The sequence below is a fragment of the Streptomyces phaeoluteigriseus genome (assembly GCF_001896135.2).
Lineage (GTDB): Bacteria > Actinomycetota > Actinomycetes > Streptomycetales > Streptomycetaceae > Streptomyces > Streptomyces phaeoluteigriseus.
In genome coordinates this window covers 441190-456360 of the sequence record NZ_MPOH02000011.1, presented here as the reverse complement: position 1 = coordinate 456360, position 15171 = coordinate 441190, and the positions used below count along the sequence as shown (strand labels likewise).

9 protein-coding genes, 1 tRNA gene and 4 pseudogenes are annotated in these 15171 nt (G+C 74.0%); 5 read left to right on the top strand and 9 right to left on the bottom strand.

Annotation, left to right across the window (positions count from 1 at the left end):
• Positions 1-103: 103 nt before the first annotated feature.
• From BM536_RS42775 to BM536_RS13120, 3 genes and pseudogenes are all read left to right on the top strand, one after another.
• Positions 104-820 (top strand): annotated as a pseudogene (locus BM536_RS42775) (aspartate racemase/maleate isomerase family protein).
• On the top strand, positions 817-1548 hold the full coding sequence (locus BM536_RS13125) for a maleate cis-trans isomerase family protein (protein WP_094102955.1): 732 nt from the start codon (positions 817-819) through the stop codon (positions 1546-1548). Before BM536_RS42775 ends, BM536_RS13125 begins: the two are co-directional and overlap by 4 nt.
• 163 nt (positions 1549-1711) lie before the next feature.
• Positions 1712-2806, top strand: a complete 1095-nt coding sequence (locus tag BM536_RS13120) for an LLM class flavin-dependent oxidoreductase (RefSeq protein ID WP_073493185.1) — start codon at positions 1712-1714, stop codon at positions 2804-2806.
• Here BM536_RS13120 and BM536_RS13115 read toward each other — a convergent pair.
• Positions 2785-4632, bottom strand: coding sequence for a putative bifunctional diguanylate cyclase/phosphodiesterase (locus tag BM536_RS13115; RefSeq protein ID WP_073493164.1), 1848 nt, complete (start codon positions 4630-4632; stop codon positions 2785-2787). The genes BM536_RS13120 and BM536_RS13115 overlap by 22 nt on opposite strands.
• A 362-nt stretch (positions 4633-4994) precedes the next feature.
• Here BM536_RS13115 and BM536_RS13110 point away from each other — a divergent pair, with 362 nt between their 5' ends.
• Entirely contained in the window at positions 4995-6206 is a 1212-nt protein-coding gene (locus BM536_RS13110; RefSeq protein WP_245873482.1) for a M6 family metalloprotease domain-containing protein, read from the top strand.
• Positions 6207-6256: 50 nt separating this feature from the next.
• Here the strand turns inward: BM536_RS13110 and BM536_RS13105 are convergent.
• The 7 genes and pseudogenes from BM536_RS13105 to BM536_RS13075 all read right to left on the bottom strand — a co-directional run bounded on the left by BM536_RS13105 (position 6257) and on the right by BM536_RS13075 (position 12814).
• A tRNA-Lys gene (locus tag BM536_RS13105) sits at positions 6257-6330 on the bottom strand.
• Positions 6321-6931: pseudogene (locus BM536_RS13100) on the bottom strand (bifunctional DNA primase/polymerase). Before BM536_RS13100 ends, BM536_RS13105 begins: the two are co-directional and overlap by 10 nt.
• Before the next feature lie 144 nt (positions 6932-7075).
• Positions 7076-7444, bottom strand: a complete 369-nt coding sequence (locus BM536_RS13095) for a hypothetical protein (RefSeq protein WP_073493156.1) — start codon at positions 7442-7444, stop codon at positions 7076-7078.
• 395 nt (positions 7445-7839) lie between these two features.
• Positions 7840-9174 carry an AAA domain-containing protein gene (locus BM536_RS13090; protein WP_094103118.1) on the bottom strand — a complete coding sequence of 445 codons (1335 nt, stop codon included), beginning with the start codon at positions 9172-9174 and terminating at the stop codon, positions 7840-7842.
• A gap of 2 nt (positions 9175-9176) precedes the next feature.
• On the bottom strand, positions 9177-10802 hold the full coding sequence (locus BM536_RS13085) for a hypothetical protein (protein ID WP_073493183.1): 1626 nt from the start codon (positions 10800-10802) through the stop codon (positions 9177-9179).
• A pseudogene (locus BM536_RS13080) lies at positions 10793-11913 on the bottom strand (hypothetical protein). The gene BM536_RS13085 and the pseudogene BM536_RS13080 overlap by 10 nt, the downstream one beginning before the upstream one ends.
• Positions 11864-12814, bottom strand: a complete 951-nt coding sequence (locus BM536_RS13075) for a phosphatase PAP2 family protein (RefSeq protein WP_073493151.1) — start codon at positions 12812-12814, stop codon at positions 11864-11866. Before BM536_RS13075 ends, BM536_RS13080 begins: the two are co-directional and overlap by 50 nt.
• Positions 12815-13002: 188 nt before the next feature.
• Between BM536_RS13075 and BM536_RS13070 the strand changes: the two are divergent.
• Positions 13003-13598 (top strand): annotated as a pseudogene (locus tag BM536_RS13070) (histidine phosphatase family protein).
• 65 nt (positions 13599-13663) lie between these two features.
• On the opposite strand, the gene BM536_RS13065 reads toward BM536_RS13070, so the two are convergent.
• Positions 13664-15124 carry an NsdA family TPR-like regulatory protein gene (locus BM536_RS13065; protein WP_094102954.1) on the bottom strand — a complete coding sequence of 487 codons (1461 nt, stop codon included), beginning with the start codon at positions 15122-15124 and terminating at the stop codon, positions 13664-13666.
• Positions 15125-15171: the final 47 nt, after the last annotated feature.

Sequence of the window (15171 nt, the reverse complement as noted above, 5' to 3'; positions counted from 1 at the left end):
ACGTGCGCGGATTGACCACGTTCGCACCCGAACCCACCGTCGTCAACACGGCCGTCGGCACGGCCGGTTGCGCCATCCCGTCTCCCGGTGAGGCGGTGCCTCCGTGGACGTCACCCTTCTCGGTGGCCCCGGTGGCTCCGGTGGCCCCGGTGGCCGGCGCGGCCTCGGTGCGGTCGCGCCGTTCGGCTTCGCCCTGGACCGCGAGCCGTGGCGCCGGGTCCCCGACGACGTGTCCCGCGTGTCCCGCCACCTCACCCGCACGCCGTACGTGCCCGTCGAGGTGAGCCTGACCCTCGCCCGCCGGGTCAGCGGTCAGGGGACGCCGGGCGACGCCCTCCGCCCCCTGATCGCCGTCGCCCCCCCGAGGTCGTCGCCCACGCCCGCACCTCCGGCAGCTTCGTCGTGGGACCGCCGGGGAGCGCGCCCTGTGCGAGGCCGTGACCCGGGCAGGCGCGATGTCCTCCGTGACCTCCTCCGGGGCGCTCCTGGAGGTCCTGGCGGAGCTGGGCGCCCACCGCGTGGCCCTGGTCACCTCTGGAAGGTGCCTGCCGGGACGTCGCCGACATGGCCCGGCAGGCGGTGAGCACCGCGGCGGCCGAGGCCCTCTCCCTTTCCTGCACCGACCTCCCGACGTACGACGTCACCCCCAACTGGAGGCGGAACCGCGCATACCGGTCATCTCGACCAACCAGGTGACGATGTGGGCGGCGCTGCGCCGATTGGGTACCCGAGCCGTGGGGCCCCACCCGGCCCTGCTGGGCGAGGGGGCGCGGAACCGCCTCCCGCACCGCCGGAAGAACAGCAGGAAGGCTGGACATGACCGCACTCGGATTCCTCTACCCGGGCCACTCCGCCGAGGACGACTACCCCCGCATCGAGCAGCTCCTGGGCAGTGACATCCGGGTGGACCTGGTGCACACGGACATCGGCGAGGACGCGCACCGCGTCGACGCCCTGCGGCAGATGGGCGCGCCCGAACGCCTCGCGGCGGGCGTCGAGCAACTGCGGCTGGCCGGCGCGGAGGCGCTCGTGTGGGCCTGCGCCGGCGGCGGCTTCGTGCACGGCTGGCAGGGCGCCCAGGAACAGGTGCGCGCGCTGGCCCACGCCGCCGGGATGCCCGCGTCCTCCACGTCCTTCGGCTTCGTCCACGCGGCGAAGGAGATCGGCGCGGCCAGGGTCGCGGTCGGCGCGACCTACCCCGACGACGTCGCCGGACTCTTCGCCGCGTTCCTGCGGGCGGGCGGCGTCGAGGTGACGGCGCTGCGCGGCTCCGGCGTCGTCACGGCCGCCGAGGTCGGCACCTGGGGCGAGGCGGAGGTGTTCGCCCTGGCCCGCGAGGCCGACACCCCGGACGCGGACGCGGTCCTCCTCCCGGACACCGCCCTGCACACCGCCGCCTACCTCCCCGCCCTGGAGAAGGACCTCGGCAAGCCGGTCCTCACCGCCAGCCAGGTCACCGTCTGGGAGGCCCTCCGGCTCACGGACCGGCGGGTCAACGCGCCGGGCCTGGGCGCGCTGTTCACCCGGGAGCCGATCGTGCAGGTGTGAGCGGCCGGGTTCCGGGCCCGGCGGCCCGGTGACCGGCCGGGAATAACCGGGGACACCCTCCTGTTAGCGCCCGAAGGACAGCGGTACGCCCAGACGCAGGAGGAACCCCGTGGCGGCAGACGAGACGGCGGCAGGCGAGAACAGGACAGGCGAAGCGGCGGCCGTGGACGGGTCGGCCGACGGGATCCACGGCACGGTGCACGGCGCCGCCCCTGTCCCGCTCTCCGTACTGGACCTGGTCACCGTCGGTTCCGGGCACACCGCCACCGACGCCCTGCGCACCAGCGTCGACCTCGCCCGGCTCGCCGAGGCCCGCGGCTTCCACCGCTACTGGGTCGCCGAGCACCACTCCATGCCGGGCGTCGCCTCCTCCTCGCCCGCGGTGATCCTCGCCCACCTCGCCGCCCACACCGACCGCATCCGGCTGGGCTCGGGCGGCGTCATGCTGCCCAACCACGCCCCCCTGGTCATCGCCGAGCAGTTCGGCACCCTGGAGGCCCTCGCACCCGGGCGCGTCGACCTCGGCCTCGGCCGTGCCCCCGGCACCGACGGCGCCACCGCGGCGGCCCTGCGCCGCACCGACAGGCTCAACGAGGGCGCCGACGACTTCCCCGAGCAGCTCGCCGAACTGACCCGGTTCCTCGACGACGACTTCCCCGACGGTCACCCCTACCGCCGTATCCACGCGGTCCCGGGCCCGATCCAGGCCACCTCCCCGGGCGGCGTGCAGTCCCGGCACCGGCCGCCGGTCTGGCTGCTCGGCTCCTCCGGGTTCAGCGCCCGGCTGGCCGGCCTGCTGGGCCTGCCGTTCGCCTTCGCGCACCACTTCTCCGCGCAGAACACCGTCCCGGCCCTCGACCTCTACCGGGAGACCTTCCGGCCGTCGGCGGTGCTCGACGAGCCGTACGCCCTCATCGGTGTCTCGATGCTCGCCGCCGACGACGAGCGTGAGGCACGCCGCCAGATCCTGGCCACCGGCCTGAACATGGTCAGGCTGCGCGGCGGCCGGCCCGGCCTCTTCCCCTCCCCCCAGGAGGCGGAGGCCCATGAGTTCACGCCGCTGGAGCGGGAGTTCGTCGACTCCTGGACCGCGAACATCATTCACGGCACGGCCGACGAGGTCCGCTCCGGCCTCGACGACCTGCACAAGCGCACCGGCGCCGACGAGCTGATGCTCACCAGCCACGCCCACCGCGGCGACCTGCGCCTGCGCTCCTACGAACTCGTCGCGGACGCCTACGGGTTGCCGACCGCGTAAGACGCGCCGGCCATCAGCTCGGAGATACGATCCGGCGGCACCGGGCGGGAGTAGAGCCACCCCTGTCCGGTGTCGCAGCCGATCCGGCGCAACCGGGTGGCCTGCGCCGACGTCTCCACGCACTCCGCGGTCACGGTCAGCCCCAGCCGGTGCGCGAGGTCGATCATCGCCTCGACGACGACCTCGTCGGCCGGATTCGGCGTCGCCCCCGTGCCCTCGTACTGGAAGCCGCGCACGAACGACCCGTCCAGCTTCAGCACCGACACCGGGAGCCGGCTCAGATACGCCAGGTTGGAGTAGCCGGTGCCGAAGTCGTCGATGGCGATGTTCACGCCCATGTCGCTGAGCGCCTGGAGTGCCTGCAACGGCCGTCCTGCCGAGCCCATCACCGCGGACTCGGTCAGCTCCAACTGGAGCAGCGAGGGGTCGAGTTGGGTCTCGGTGAGGATCTCCGCCACATCGGTCACCAGGTCGGAGTCCCATACCTGACGGACCGCCACGTTGACGCTCACGAAGAGCGGTTGGTCGTCCGGATGAGCCAACTGCCATTCCCGCGCCTGCCGACAGGCGGTGGCCAGCACCCAGCGGCCCAGCGGCACGATCGAGCCGTCCTCCTCGGCCAGCGCGACGAACCGATTCGGCGGCAGCAGACCGAACCGGGGGTGGTCCCAGCGCACCAGCGCCTCCACCCCCCGCAGCCGCCCGTCCGACATCCCCACCAGCGGCTGGTAGTCGAGCCGGAACTCGCCCCGCTCGATGGCCGGCCGGAGCGTGGACGCCAGCGCCTGGCGGGTCATCAGATGTGCGTTGCGCTCCGGGTCGAACAGTGTCCAGCGGTCCTTGCCGTCCACCTTCGCCCAGTACAGCGTGGTGTCGGCGGCCTGCATCAGCCCGGTGGCCGTGGTGCCGGCCGCGTGCCGCTCGACGACGCCGATCGACGCGGAGACGTTCAACCGCTGCCCCGACAGGTCGAACGGCGCCTGGAGCACCTTGAGTACGGACTCGGCGAGATCCGCGAGCTGTTCGGTGCCCGTGGAGTCCTCCACCAGCAGCGCGAACTCGTCCCCGCCGAGCCGCGCCACCAGCGGCACGCTCGGCCGGGTCCGCCCGGCCTCCTCCGCGCACGCGGTCAGCCGCTCGGCGACGGCGGCCAGCAGCCGGTCGCCGACCCGGTGGCCGAGTGTGTCGTTGACGGCCTTGAACCCGTCGAGATCCAGATAGCACAGCCCGATCCGGCCGGTCCCGCTCTGCTCGTACGACTCAGCCTCCAGGGCACCCGTCACCCGTTCGAAGAACAGGGTCCGGTTGGGCAGCCGGGTCACCGGATCGTGCATCTGGAGGTGCCGCAGCCGGGCCTGCAACTCCCGGTGACCGCTGACGTCGGTGACCGACAGCAGCACGCCGCCCGGACCGCCGTCCAGCGGAGCCACCGTGACCTGCGCCCACAGGGAGCGCCCGTCGGGCCGTTTCAGCCGCCGTGTGCAGCGCAGTTTCGCCTGGCGGCCGCGGAGCACCTCCCGGTAGGCGTGCCAGGTGCGCGCGTCGGAGGCGAGGTCCAGCAGGTCGGCGGCGGACCGCCCGACCAGCCCCGCGGTCCCGCCGCCGAGCAGCCCGCCGAGCGCCTCGTTGGCATCGGTGACCAGGCCCTCCCGGTCCACGACCGCCATGGCCAGGGGTGCCGCCGCGAAGACGGAACGGTAGGCCGGTGGCCCTCCGTCGGTGTCCTCGGCGGCAGTCCTACGAGTAGGTGCCTTGGTGTCACTCACTGTGACGGCCGACCGGTCGAGGTCTGCCGCGGGCGTCGGCCCTTCGGACGTTCCGCTCACCGCTCGCTCCCGCAGTGCACTCGATCGCTGTCCGCGCAGGAAAGTCTGCCGATCATAGAGGCTGCCCCCGGACGTGCGCAGCCACTGCCCAGTGTCCCGGAACAACGAGGGTTTCTGACAGATCGTTTCTGCCCCCAGGTGGACCGGTTCTGCGAGCAGGTGACCGCTTGTGACGTTCCGTGAGTATTCCGGGGGTGTCGGCAATGATGCCCCGTTTCCGCGTCCTCACTCGTCCGGGCCAGACAAACAGGGCGTAGTACGACAAATTCCCACAGGCTGGGTGGCGGTGTCCCGTGAACCGCTCCCGGAGGTCTCCTGTGCCGCGACAGCTCCCGCGCCCCCGACTGCGCAGCACCGCGGCCATGTTCACCACCCTCACGGCACTCGCCGCGACCTGCCTCATCAGCGCCCCCGCGGCGGAACCCTTCTCGGCCACCCCCTGCGCCCTGAAACGCACGGACGCCCACCACTCCGAGGGCCTGGACACCTGGAACACCGCCTACCCGCGCCCCGCCCGCGCCCTCGACGCGGTGATGATCTTCCTGTCGTTCCCGGACTGGGTGCCGATGGTCCCCCCGGCCGAACTCGCCGCCGACCACTTCCCGGCCACCACCCGGTATTTCCAGCAGGCCTCGTACGGCAGGTTCACCCTGCGCGCGCACCCCCTGAAACGCTGGATCCGGATGCCGAAGCCGTCCACCGACTACGCCATACGGCGGGACTGGAACGCCGAGCACCGCGGCACCTACCTGCGCGACGCCCTCGCCGCGGCCGACGGTCAGGTCGACTTCTCCCGCTACGACGTCGTCTACCTCGTCGCCGACCCGGACGCCCCCGGCGTGGACTCCGACGCCACCAAGGTCGTCAACATGGACACCCCGCTGCGCGCCGACGGCACCGACATCCGGCGGATCGTCACCGTCTTCGAACAGCATCCGCCGGACCGGCTCGTCCTCGCCCACGAGACCGGGCACGTGTTCGACCTGCCCGATCTCTACCACCGCCCCACGGACGGCAAGGGCGACTGGGACACCCACGTCGGCGACTGGGACCTGATGGGCAGCCAATTCGGCCTCGCCCCCGACCTGTTCGCCTGGCACAAGTGGAAGCTGGGCTGGCTGGAACCGCGCCAGGTGGTGTGCGTGCCCCGCGGGACACCCACACGGCTGACGCTGGAGCCGCTGGGCGCGGGACCGGACGTCCCGGTGAGCCTGGCCTCCGGGTCACCGGCTTTCGGACTCGGCAACGGCACCAAGCTCGCGGTCGTCCGCACCGGCGCCGCCAGTGCCCTCGCCTTCGAGGCCCGCGGCCGGATCGGCAACGACCGCTCGTCCTGCCGCTCCGGCGTGCTCGTCTACCGCGTCCGCAGCGGCGCGGAGTCCGGCCGCGGCCCGGTCGAGGTGGTCGACGCCCACCCCGCCACCGACGCCTGCTGGGGCGACTCGGTCTACCCGCCCCTCGCCGACGCCCCGGTCGGCCCCGGCGAGAGCTTCACGGTGCCGGGGGAGGACGTGCGCGTGGACGTCGAGGGGCGCACGGCGGCGGGGGCGTGGACGGTACGGATCACGGCCTAGTGCCGCGCACGCGAAAGGCCCCCCGCTTCCGCGAGGGGCCTTGCTGTCTGTGCGCCGCCAGGGACTCGAACCCCGGACCCGCTGATTAAGAGTCAGCTGCTCTAACCAACTGAGCTAGCGGCGCCTGCTGACGTCGTAGACCTTAGCATCCGGATCCGAGGCGTGAGAAATCGATATCCGCACGGCCGCACGGGCCGCCCGGACGGCGCCCAGAGCAGGATTTCCGGTCCCGGCAGCCAGGGGTGCCGGGTGTCCGGGGCGGTGACCCAGCGGGTGGCGCCGCCGGTCCCCTCCGAGGTGAGCGGGGCCGGCACGGTGACCGCGTCCCCGTTCCCGTGACACAGCAGCGGCGGCACCGTCCCCGTACGGCCGTCCCGGCGGCCGTCGGCGCTCCACTCCTCCCACTCCAGCAGTGAGGGCAGCCGCTGGGCGGTGCCGGGAGCGGCGAACAGCAGCGTCCGCCCGCGGAACGCGGCCACCGGCCCCGAGCCCGGCCCCTCCTCCCACAGCCGGTCCAGCATCAGCCGCCCGAACATCGCGGGTGCGCTCACCACGTCGAACACGGAACCGCAGGGCAGCACGACCGGAGCGTGCGGACGCTCCTCCCACAGCGCGAGCGTGCTGCGCGGATACGGGCCGGCGGACGCCAGCCAGGCGGCGCCGTCCGCGGTGACTCCGGCGGCGTCGCGGTGGTCGGTGTCAGGGGCGTCCCATGCGCTGCTCATGCCGCCAAGATCTACACGGTGTGAGTGGTCGATTCCGCAGGGTTGCGGAAAGTGGGGACGGGAGGCGGGGAGTGGGGGTATCTTGCCCACCTGGCATATGCCGAAGCCTGACGCGGAGTGATCGGCGCCGGCTCTCCGGCCGGGTCACACGGGGTCGGCGTGTCCGAGTCCCTCGATGTCGCCCCGCATCAGGTCCCGCCCGAACTCGACCATCTTCTTCGCGTAGTCCTCGGTCCACTCGGCCCGGTCCGCGATGTCCGCGGCCGTCAGCCGGTCGAACCGGCGCGGGTCGGCGAGCTGGGCCGCCGCCATGGCCTGGAACTCCATCGCCCGGTCCGCCGCCGCCCGGAAGGCCTGCGTCAGCTCCGTGGCACGCGTCAGCAGTGCCCCGGGATCGTCTATCGACTCCAGGTCGAAGAAGTGCTCCGGATCGCCGGCCGCCTCGGCGGGCTCGAAGAGCAGGGGCGCGGGGCGTAGCCGCGGTTCGTTCCGACCCGGCGTGTGCTCCGCCATGTCTTCTCCTCCTCGTACGGTCGTGATGGCACCACCGGCAAGCGGACCACCCTCCATTGTCCCCCGACGACGCAAGGGGGCCGGGGCCCGGCCTTCTCAAGCCATCCGCCCCCGGCGATGTTCCCCAGCCACCGGCCCATCCAAGCCACCTCGAGCCGTCCGGAGTTCGAGAACGAGCCTCCGCGCCCCCGAACCCGTCTCCGTCGCCCGGGGCCACTCGACCTGTCGGGCGTTCGAGGCCCCGTCTCCGCCCGGGGCGAAACGGGCCGGCGCGGGAGTTCGAGGGCGAGGCGCGGAGCGCCGAAAGGGGGGCTGGGGGCGCAGCCCCCAGGGTCGGGACGGGAAGGGGCGGCGGGGGCGGGAGAAGCACCGCGGGGTGGCGGCGCGCCGGTCCCTCACGGTCTCCAGCCCACCCGGTGTTCCGCCAGGTGGGCCAGGACCGCGTGGTTCGCCTCCCAGCCGTCCGGGAACTTCACGGCCGTGCCCAGCTGGACCGGCTCGGTCGACGGGTAGGCGTCCAGCAGGTCGGTGACCCCCGCTCGGCAGACGACGATGCAGGCGTGGCGATGCCGGGAGGCGAGGACGCACAGACGCCCCGTCTCCAGGTGGAAGGCGGTGGCGTCGGGCCGGCCGGACAGGGGATGCAGGATCACCGTGACGTCGTACTCCCGGCCCTGGAGGCGGTTGGCGGTGTCGACGGTGACCTCCGTGACGCCCAGCTCGGCCAGCGCCGCACGCACCGCCGCCGCCTGGTCACGGTGCGCGGTGCCGACGGCGACCCGGTCGGCGGTCAGCGGCGTCGGCGCGGGGGAGCGCTCGGAGGTGGCCGCACCGCCCCGGTCCAGGAGGCGGCGGACGACCGAGGCGACCGCCCGTACCGCCTCCGGGTCGGTGCGGGGCGTGTGCCGGGCGGGCAGTTCCAGCAGGCCCCAGCCCGATTCGGCCGCCTCGTCGATCACCCGGTCGGGCCCGGAGCCGTCGGAGGGCACGCCGAAGGACAGCGCGCGGTCGCCGGGACCCGTGCCGCTGCGGAACGGCGTGTACGGGTAGAAGGCGTCCGAGACCAGCGGGGCCGCCGACGCCGGCAGCCGCCAGGACACCGGCAGCCGGTGCTGCGGCAGGTCCGGGTTGTGCGCCAGCAGCGTCGACACCGCCGAGGCCGACGGGTCGTACGACAGGCCGGCCCACTGCTCGCTGCCCACGATCGCGAACGGGTCCAGCTGCCCCGGGTCGCCCACGAACAGCGCCCGTTCGAACAGCCCGGCCACGGCCAGCAGCCCGTCCGAGCGCATCTGGTAGGCCTCGTCCACGATCGCGTGCCGCCACGGCTCGTCGGTCTTCACATGGGCCCACTTCGCCGCCGTGGAGATGACGACCGGCAGCCCGGCCAGGTCACCGGCCTTCGCCGACTTCCGTACGTTCGGCAGGCCGTCCAGCGTCTTGTCGTACGCGTCGGTGTCGCTGCTGTGCAGGCGGCCCACCGGCAGTTCGGGGTTCTTCTCGGCGAGCCGCAGCACCAGGTCGTCGACCTGCGCGTTGGTCTGCGCGACCACCATCAGCGGGCGCCCCGCGTCCGCCAGTTCGAGCGCGGCACGGACGACGAGCGTGGACTTTCCGGCGCCGGGCGGGGAGTCGACGACGACCCCGCGCGCGGTGCCGTGCAGCGTGTCGCGGAGGATCGCGTCGGTGGCGCGGGTGGCGGCCGTACCGGCGTCGAAGACGGCCTCGATGGTCACAGGGTGTCCTCCTCGGTGACGGAATCGGCGGTCTCGGGCACCGGCTCCCCGGGCGGCCCGCCGTGCGTCCACGGCGTGTCCTCCGGGTCGGGCAGTTTCGCGCCGCCGCGCTGCTCGTGCTCGAACAGGGTGAAGCACACCCGGTCGCCCTTCTCGGGCACGGACCCTTCCTCCGGCTCCTTGCCCCGGCCCATCTTGTCGACGATCCGCAGCACCAGCAGGCTCTCGTCCTCCGGGCCGTCCTCCCCGCCCGCCCCGTCAGGGTCGGCCCGCCGCACGAACTCCGCCGCCTGCGGCTTCCCGCCCAGCGACCGGAACACCCTGGCCCGCTCCCCGAGATGCGTCCGGTCGTCCGTGCGGACCGTGACCAGCGGGCGCGGGCTGGGCCGCTTGCCCTCGCTGTACGTCATGACCACGTCGACGACCTCGCCCGCGAACGCCTCCCCGGCCAGCCGCCGCCCCGCCATCACCAGCGGGTCGTCGAGCGCTTCCTGCGCGTCCAGCCGGCCCTGTTCCCGCTCGCGCGTGGCCAGTTTGTTGGCGGCGGTCACCGCGTCGTCGCGGCGCGGCTGCGGGGGCTCGCCCGCCACGACCCGGTCGCGGTGGCCGGTGAACGACCAGCGGTCGCGCGTCCACCGCTCCTCGACGTGCGCCCCCTCGGGCAGCTCCCGCAGCAGGTCGAGGCCCTGCCACACCTTCTCCCAGGTGGGCAGGGTCCGGCTCAGCACGAGTTCGTGGATCGCCCGCTCGGCGGCGGTCAGCTCGCCCAGCCGGTCGTCGGCCTGGAGACCGTCCTCGGCGGCGGCCAGGGCGGTACGCGCGCGGTCGTAGCGCTCGATGGCCGGGGCGAGCAGTTTGTTGTCGAACGCCGGGTCGGTCGCCGGACCGGCCGGCGGGCACAGCAACTGGCCCTTGTCGTCGCGTGCCAGCTCGGCGCGGAGCGCGGCCTCGGCTCCGCCGTCACCCCCGGGCGGGGCGATCCAGGCCAGCAGCGCCCCCAGATGCTGGTCCTCCAGACTGGACTGGCCGGTCGCCCAGTGCCGGCCCAGCACCTCCGTCAGCGCCAGCAGCAGCGAGGAGCCGGGCACCCGGGACCGCTCCCCGAAGTGCGTCAGCCACCGCCCGAGCAACGGCACGCGCGGCGGCGCGGGATACGGCGTCTGCGGGTCCTGCTCCGCCGTACGGCGGAAGCGCATGGAGCGGCCCAGGAGGCGGACGTACTCGACGCCGGCGCGGCTCGGGACGATCAGCTGGGGCGCGTCGGAGCACAGCTCGACCTCGACCTTGACGCGCTTGCCGGTCTCCGGGTCGGTCTCACTGCGCTCGGCGGCCTCGACGGCGTCGGCGTAGGAGTCGATGTACGGCAGGACGATGTCGGCCAGCTCGGCGAGGAACGCGAACCGCAGGTCGCGGTCGCGCGGCTGCGCCACGACGAGCAGCCGGGGCGCGTCCCGGTCGGAGCCGACGAGGGCGCCGAGCGGGGCACCGGCCTCACCGGCGGTGGTCAACGGCACGAACACCAGCGGCCGCTCGGACAGATGCCGGTGGCGGACGGTGGCGGTGGGCCGGGCGCGGCCGGTGGAGACGGCCTCGAGGCGGGCGAGGGTGGCGATCAGCGACACATCGCCCCCAGGGCCTCGTCGCGCAGCCGGGCCGCCCGGCGCAGGGCCGCCACCGCCGGGTCGTCGGGGTCGCCGGCCTCGCCGCGCGCGGCGGCCAGCACGTCCCCGACCGTCGTGAGGCCGCCCAGCTCGGCGCGGACGGGGCGGCCCAGGGCGGTGACCGCGCCGGCCGCGCGGGAGCGGTTCCGGCAGTGGAACGCCAGCTCGCAGGCGGCCAGGCACTCGGGCGCGTACGCCGCGGGGACCGCCTCGACGGCCGCCGTGAGCTGCTCGGGGGGCAGCTCGGGCGAGAAGCAGGTGCCGTCCGGGAGGGCGTCGGCGATCTCCTCGATACGGGTGAGCCGGGCCAGCTGGCGGTGGGTGACGGCGCGCTGCTTGCGGATGTCCACGGCGGACGCGGCGGGTAGGTTGGAGAAGTCCTTGGGGCAGACCAGCAGGACGCGATGGCGCACCCGCGGCACGGGGTCGAGGCGGGCGGCGACCGCCTCCAGCGCCAGCACGTACACCGCGGCCTGCCGGGCGGCCGCGCCGACCTTCGCCGGGTCCGCCGAGCCGTCCAGCAGGGGGAACGACTTGATCTCCACGACCGACCAGCTGCCGTCCGGGTGCACCACGACCGCGTCCGGCTCCAGGAACGCCGGGGAGCCCGCGACGTCCAGCGCGAGCATCGGATGGTCGAGGAGGGTCCAGGTGCCGGACGCCTGTCCGGCCTCGCGCAGGGCCAGCGCGGTCCGCGCCGTACGGCCCTCGGGGCCGATCGCCGACAGGTCCGGGACGCTCGCCCCGGTGGGCGGCTCCGCGCGCGGGTCGAGTTTCTCGTGCACCAGGCGCAGCAGGTCGGCGCCGCCGTCGGCCTTCACCTTCGCCTCGAACGCGTTGCCGCGCGTGAGGGCGAACTGGGACTGGCCGAACGCCGAGGGTGAGCCCAGGGCGCCGGCCAGTGCCGCCTTGTCCACCCCGGCGCCGTCCAGGATCGCGCGCCGGCTGCATCCCGGGTTCGCCGCGAGCGCGCGAGGGCGCGGGCGTCCAGGGCCTTGGCCGGTACGTCGGGTCCGCGCAGGTCAGCGAGCCGCTGCCGGAGCGCCGTCCTCCGCGTCCGAGGGGGTGGCACCCGGCTCGGCTCCGGGCCCGAACCGTGACTCGCGCTGCCGTGGAATTCGCTCACCCGGGGAAGTCTGGCATCCGGCACTGACAATCGAGGTCTCCGTGCCCCGAGCGGCCACCGGGACGAACGGGAACCGCCCCGCCATCCAGCCCGCGACCCGGTCGGCGCGGCGCGTCACCAGCGGCGCCAGCAGCAGTCCCGCGCCCATCACGGCGGCGCCCGCCACCGCGTCGAGGAAGTAGTGGTTCGCGGTGCCCATCACGACGATCGTCGTCACCAGCGGGTAGACCACGCCGGCCGTCTTCGCCGCCCGGGTGCCGCCGTGCCGCCACAGCATCACCCCGCACCACAGCGCCCAGCCGACGTGCAGGCTCGGCATCGCCGCGTACTGGTTGGTCATGCCGCCGAGCCCGCGCGGGGCGCTCGCCTCGCCGCCCCACCAGCCGTAGGAGCTGTACTGGGCCATCGTGTCGACGAAGCCGTGACTCGCGGACAGCAGCCGGGGCGGGCAGGTGGGCAGCAGGGTGAAGCCGATCAGACCGATGAACGTCGACGTCATCAGCCAGGTGCGGGCCGCCCGGTACTGCACGGCGCGGGTGCGGAACAGCCAGACCAGGATCACCGGGGTGACCATGTAGTGCAGCGACGCGTACCAGAAGTCGGCCGGCACCCCGATCCACGCCTCGGTCCGGAACAGCCGGTTCAGCGGGTGCTCGGCGTTTATGTGCAGGACCTTCTCGATCCGCAGGATCGCCAGCCCGTGGTCGACGGCACTGGTGACGTCGCCCCGCGCGAGCAGCCGGCCCGCGGAGTAGCAGGCGTACACCAGCACTATCAGGGGCAGTTCCGTCCACCAGCGCAGCCTGGGCGGAGCCGCCTCGATGCCTGGTGTCTCGGTCTGCGGCATCCGATCGCCTCCCCCTTCGTGTAGCTGCGGCGCCGATGGCACGGAGGTGCCACTTTACGGCCTGGGCCGGCGCCCGATTCCGTACGCCCCCGGCAGTCAAAGACGCTGAGATCGCCCCCCGGGTTGCCCCTGCGCGGGGTGCGCGATGATGGAGGTGTTCAGCCCCGAAACTCCCCGGAAGGGTTCTCATGGCACCGCGCATCCTGCTGGCCCGGCACGGACAGACGGAGTGGTCGCTGTCCGGCAAGCACACCGGCAGGACCGACGTGCCCCTGCTCGAAGAGGGCCGGCGCGGCGCCAAGCTGCTCGGCGAGCGGCTGCACCGGGCGCCGTTCGACGGCCTCCCCGACGTCGAGATCCGTACCAGCCCGCTGGCACGCGCGCGTGAGACCTGCGAACTCGCCGGCTTCGGTGAGCGGGCCACGCCGTGGGACACGCTCATGGAGTTCCACTACGGCGCCTACGAGGGCCTGACCCCCGCCGAGATCCAGGCCACCGGCCGGGGTGGCTCATCTGGCGCGACGGCGTGCCGGAGGGGGAGAGCCTCGCGGAGGTCACCGCGCGCGCGGACGAGGTCGTCGCATGGGCGCGGTCGGCGGACCGGGACGTGCTGGTGTTCGCCCACGGGCACATCCTGCGCTCGATCGGGGCACGGTGGCTGGGCCTGCCGCTGGACTTCGCGGCCCGCATACGCCTCAACCCGACGTCGCTGTCCATATTGGGCTGGGCGTACGGGGACCCGGCGATCGAGAGCTGGAACGACCTGGGGCACCTGGCGGGCTAGGGCCGGACGGCACTGTCGGGGTAACGCGGACGGCACGGTCGGGCTAGCACCGGGCCGCCCGGTGGTCACGCCTTGCGCGGGGCCGAGGCGTGTCGCTCCAGGAACTCCGACACGCCGGAAGCCCGGCGGTGCGGGAGCAGCACCCGGGCCGTGCCCGCGAGCATCGTCCGGATCCGCGACGACTGCACCTGGTCCAGCAGATCCAGCACGCGCATCCCGGCCGTGGCCGCCTCGTCGGGCCGCCCCCCGCGCGCGAGGTCGTCCGCCAGCTCGGCGGTGTACAGGGCGATGTTCCGCGTGAAGTGGGGATCCTGGAGCCGCGCCGCCCGCCGCGCGTGCCGGGCCGCCCGCGGCCAGTCCCCGAGCGTGGACCAGCACTGCGCCTCCAGGCCCTCCAGCTCGGCCTCGCCGTAGAAACTCATCCACTCGGGGTCGGCGTCCGAGGGGCCCCGCTCGTACAGGGCGTGGGCACGCGCGAGGGCCTGTGCGCAGCCGGTGCGGTCGGCGAGCCCCGCCCAGCCGCCCGCCTCGCGCAGGGCGAGCAGCGACATCAGCCGGGCGGAGCCCAGCTGGCCGGCGACCCGCTGGGCTGCCTGGGCCGCCCGGACGGCCTCGCGCGGGCGGCCCGCGTCGCGCGCGAGGAACGCCGTGTTGCAGAAGGCGTGCGCCTCCAGCGCCTGGTCACCGGTCATCCGGGCGGTCGCGAGCGCCTCCGCGTAGTGCGAGCGGGCGTCGTCGAACCGGCCCGAGTCGTGTGCCAGCCAGCCCACGGAGATGGCCAGTTCACCCGCGCCCGAGTGGAGCCGGTCGGCGGTCGCCTGCCGTACCGCTCCGGCGTCCAGCAGCGCGTACGCGGCGCGCAGTGGTGTCGCCGCGCGCCGGTAGAGCCCGTCGGCGCCGTGCCGGTCGTCCAGCAGCCGGATCCTGCGGACCGCTTCCTCCAGGGCGCTCGCCTCGCCCGTCCCGGCGCGCCGCACCGGGCGGTCCGCCGCGGACGCGTCCAGGGCGAGCCCCAGGGGGCCCAGGGAGGCGGCGGCCACGGTGGCACCCCCGCCGGTCATGAATGCGCGACGCAGCACGTCGCTCTCCTCGTCGTTGTGGTGCGTGTCGTACGGGTCCTGCGTGTCATACGGCTCGTACGCCCCGCGTGTCTCACCGGTGTCCGGCACGTCACCCGTGGTGCGTTCCCGGAACGCGGGATGGGAATCCGGCGCGTCCTCGGGTGCGCGCGCCCCCCGCCCGCGGACGGACGAGCGGGGCGCGAACCCGAGATCGGTGAGTGTGCGGCCGGGGAACATGTGCAGGAACACCCGCTCGTACGCGTAGTTGGGGCAGCGGATCTCCCCCGCCTCGACGCGGCCGACATAGCGCGCGTCGCAGCTCACCCGCTCCCCGATCTCGCGCGCGGCCCGTCGCACCAGCGCGGCGAACTCGGCCGGCGAGCGCTGTCCGCGCAGCCGCCGGAAGGCGAGATTGGGCCGTGCCGGCCGGTCGGGCCGAGGTGGGGTCACCAGTGACGACGCCATGGCCGGGTCCTCTCGTGCGAACCGTCGAACCATGCCGGAAGCAGTGT

Bases quoted from the DNA above. Each gene is read 5' to 3' on its own strand.
- BM536_RS13095 (WP_073493156.1), bottom strand. From the start codon at position 7,444: ATGGCGGAGCACACGCCGGGTCGGAACGAACCGCGGCTACGCCCCGCG.
- BM536_RS13065 (WP_094102954.1), bottom strand. From the start codon at position 15,124: ATGGCGTCGTCACTGGTGACCCCACCTCGGCCCGACCGGCCGGCACGG.
- BM536_RS13075 (WP_073493151.1), bottom strand. From the start codon at position 12,814: ATGCCGCAGACCGAGACACCAGGCATCGAGGCGGCTCCGCCCAGGCTG.
- BM536_RS13125 (WP_094102955.1), top strand. From the start codon at position 817: ATGACCGCACTCGGATTCCTCTACCCGGGCCACTCCGCCGAGGACGAC.
- BM536_RS13110 (WP_245873482.1), top strand. From the start codon at position 4,995: ATGTTCACCACCCTCACGGCACTCGCCGCGACCTGCCTCATCAGCGCC.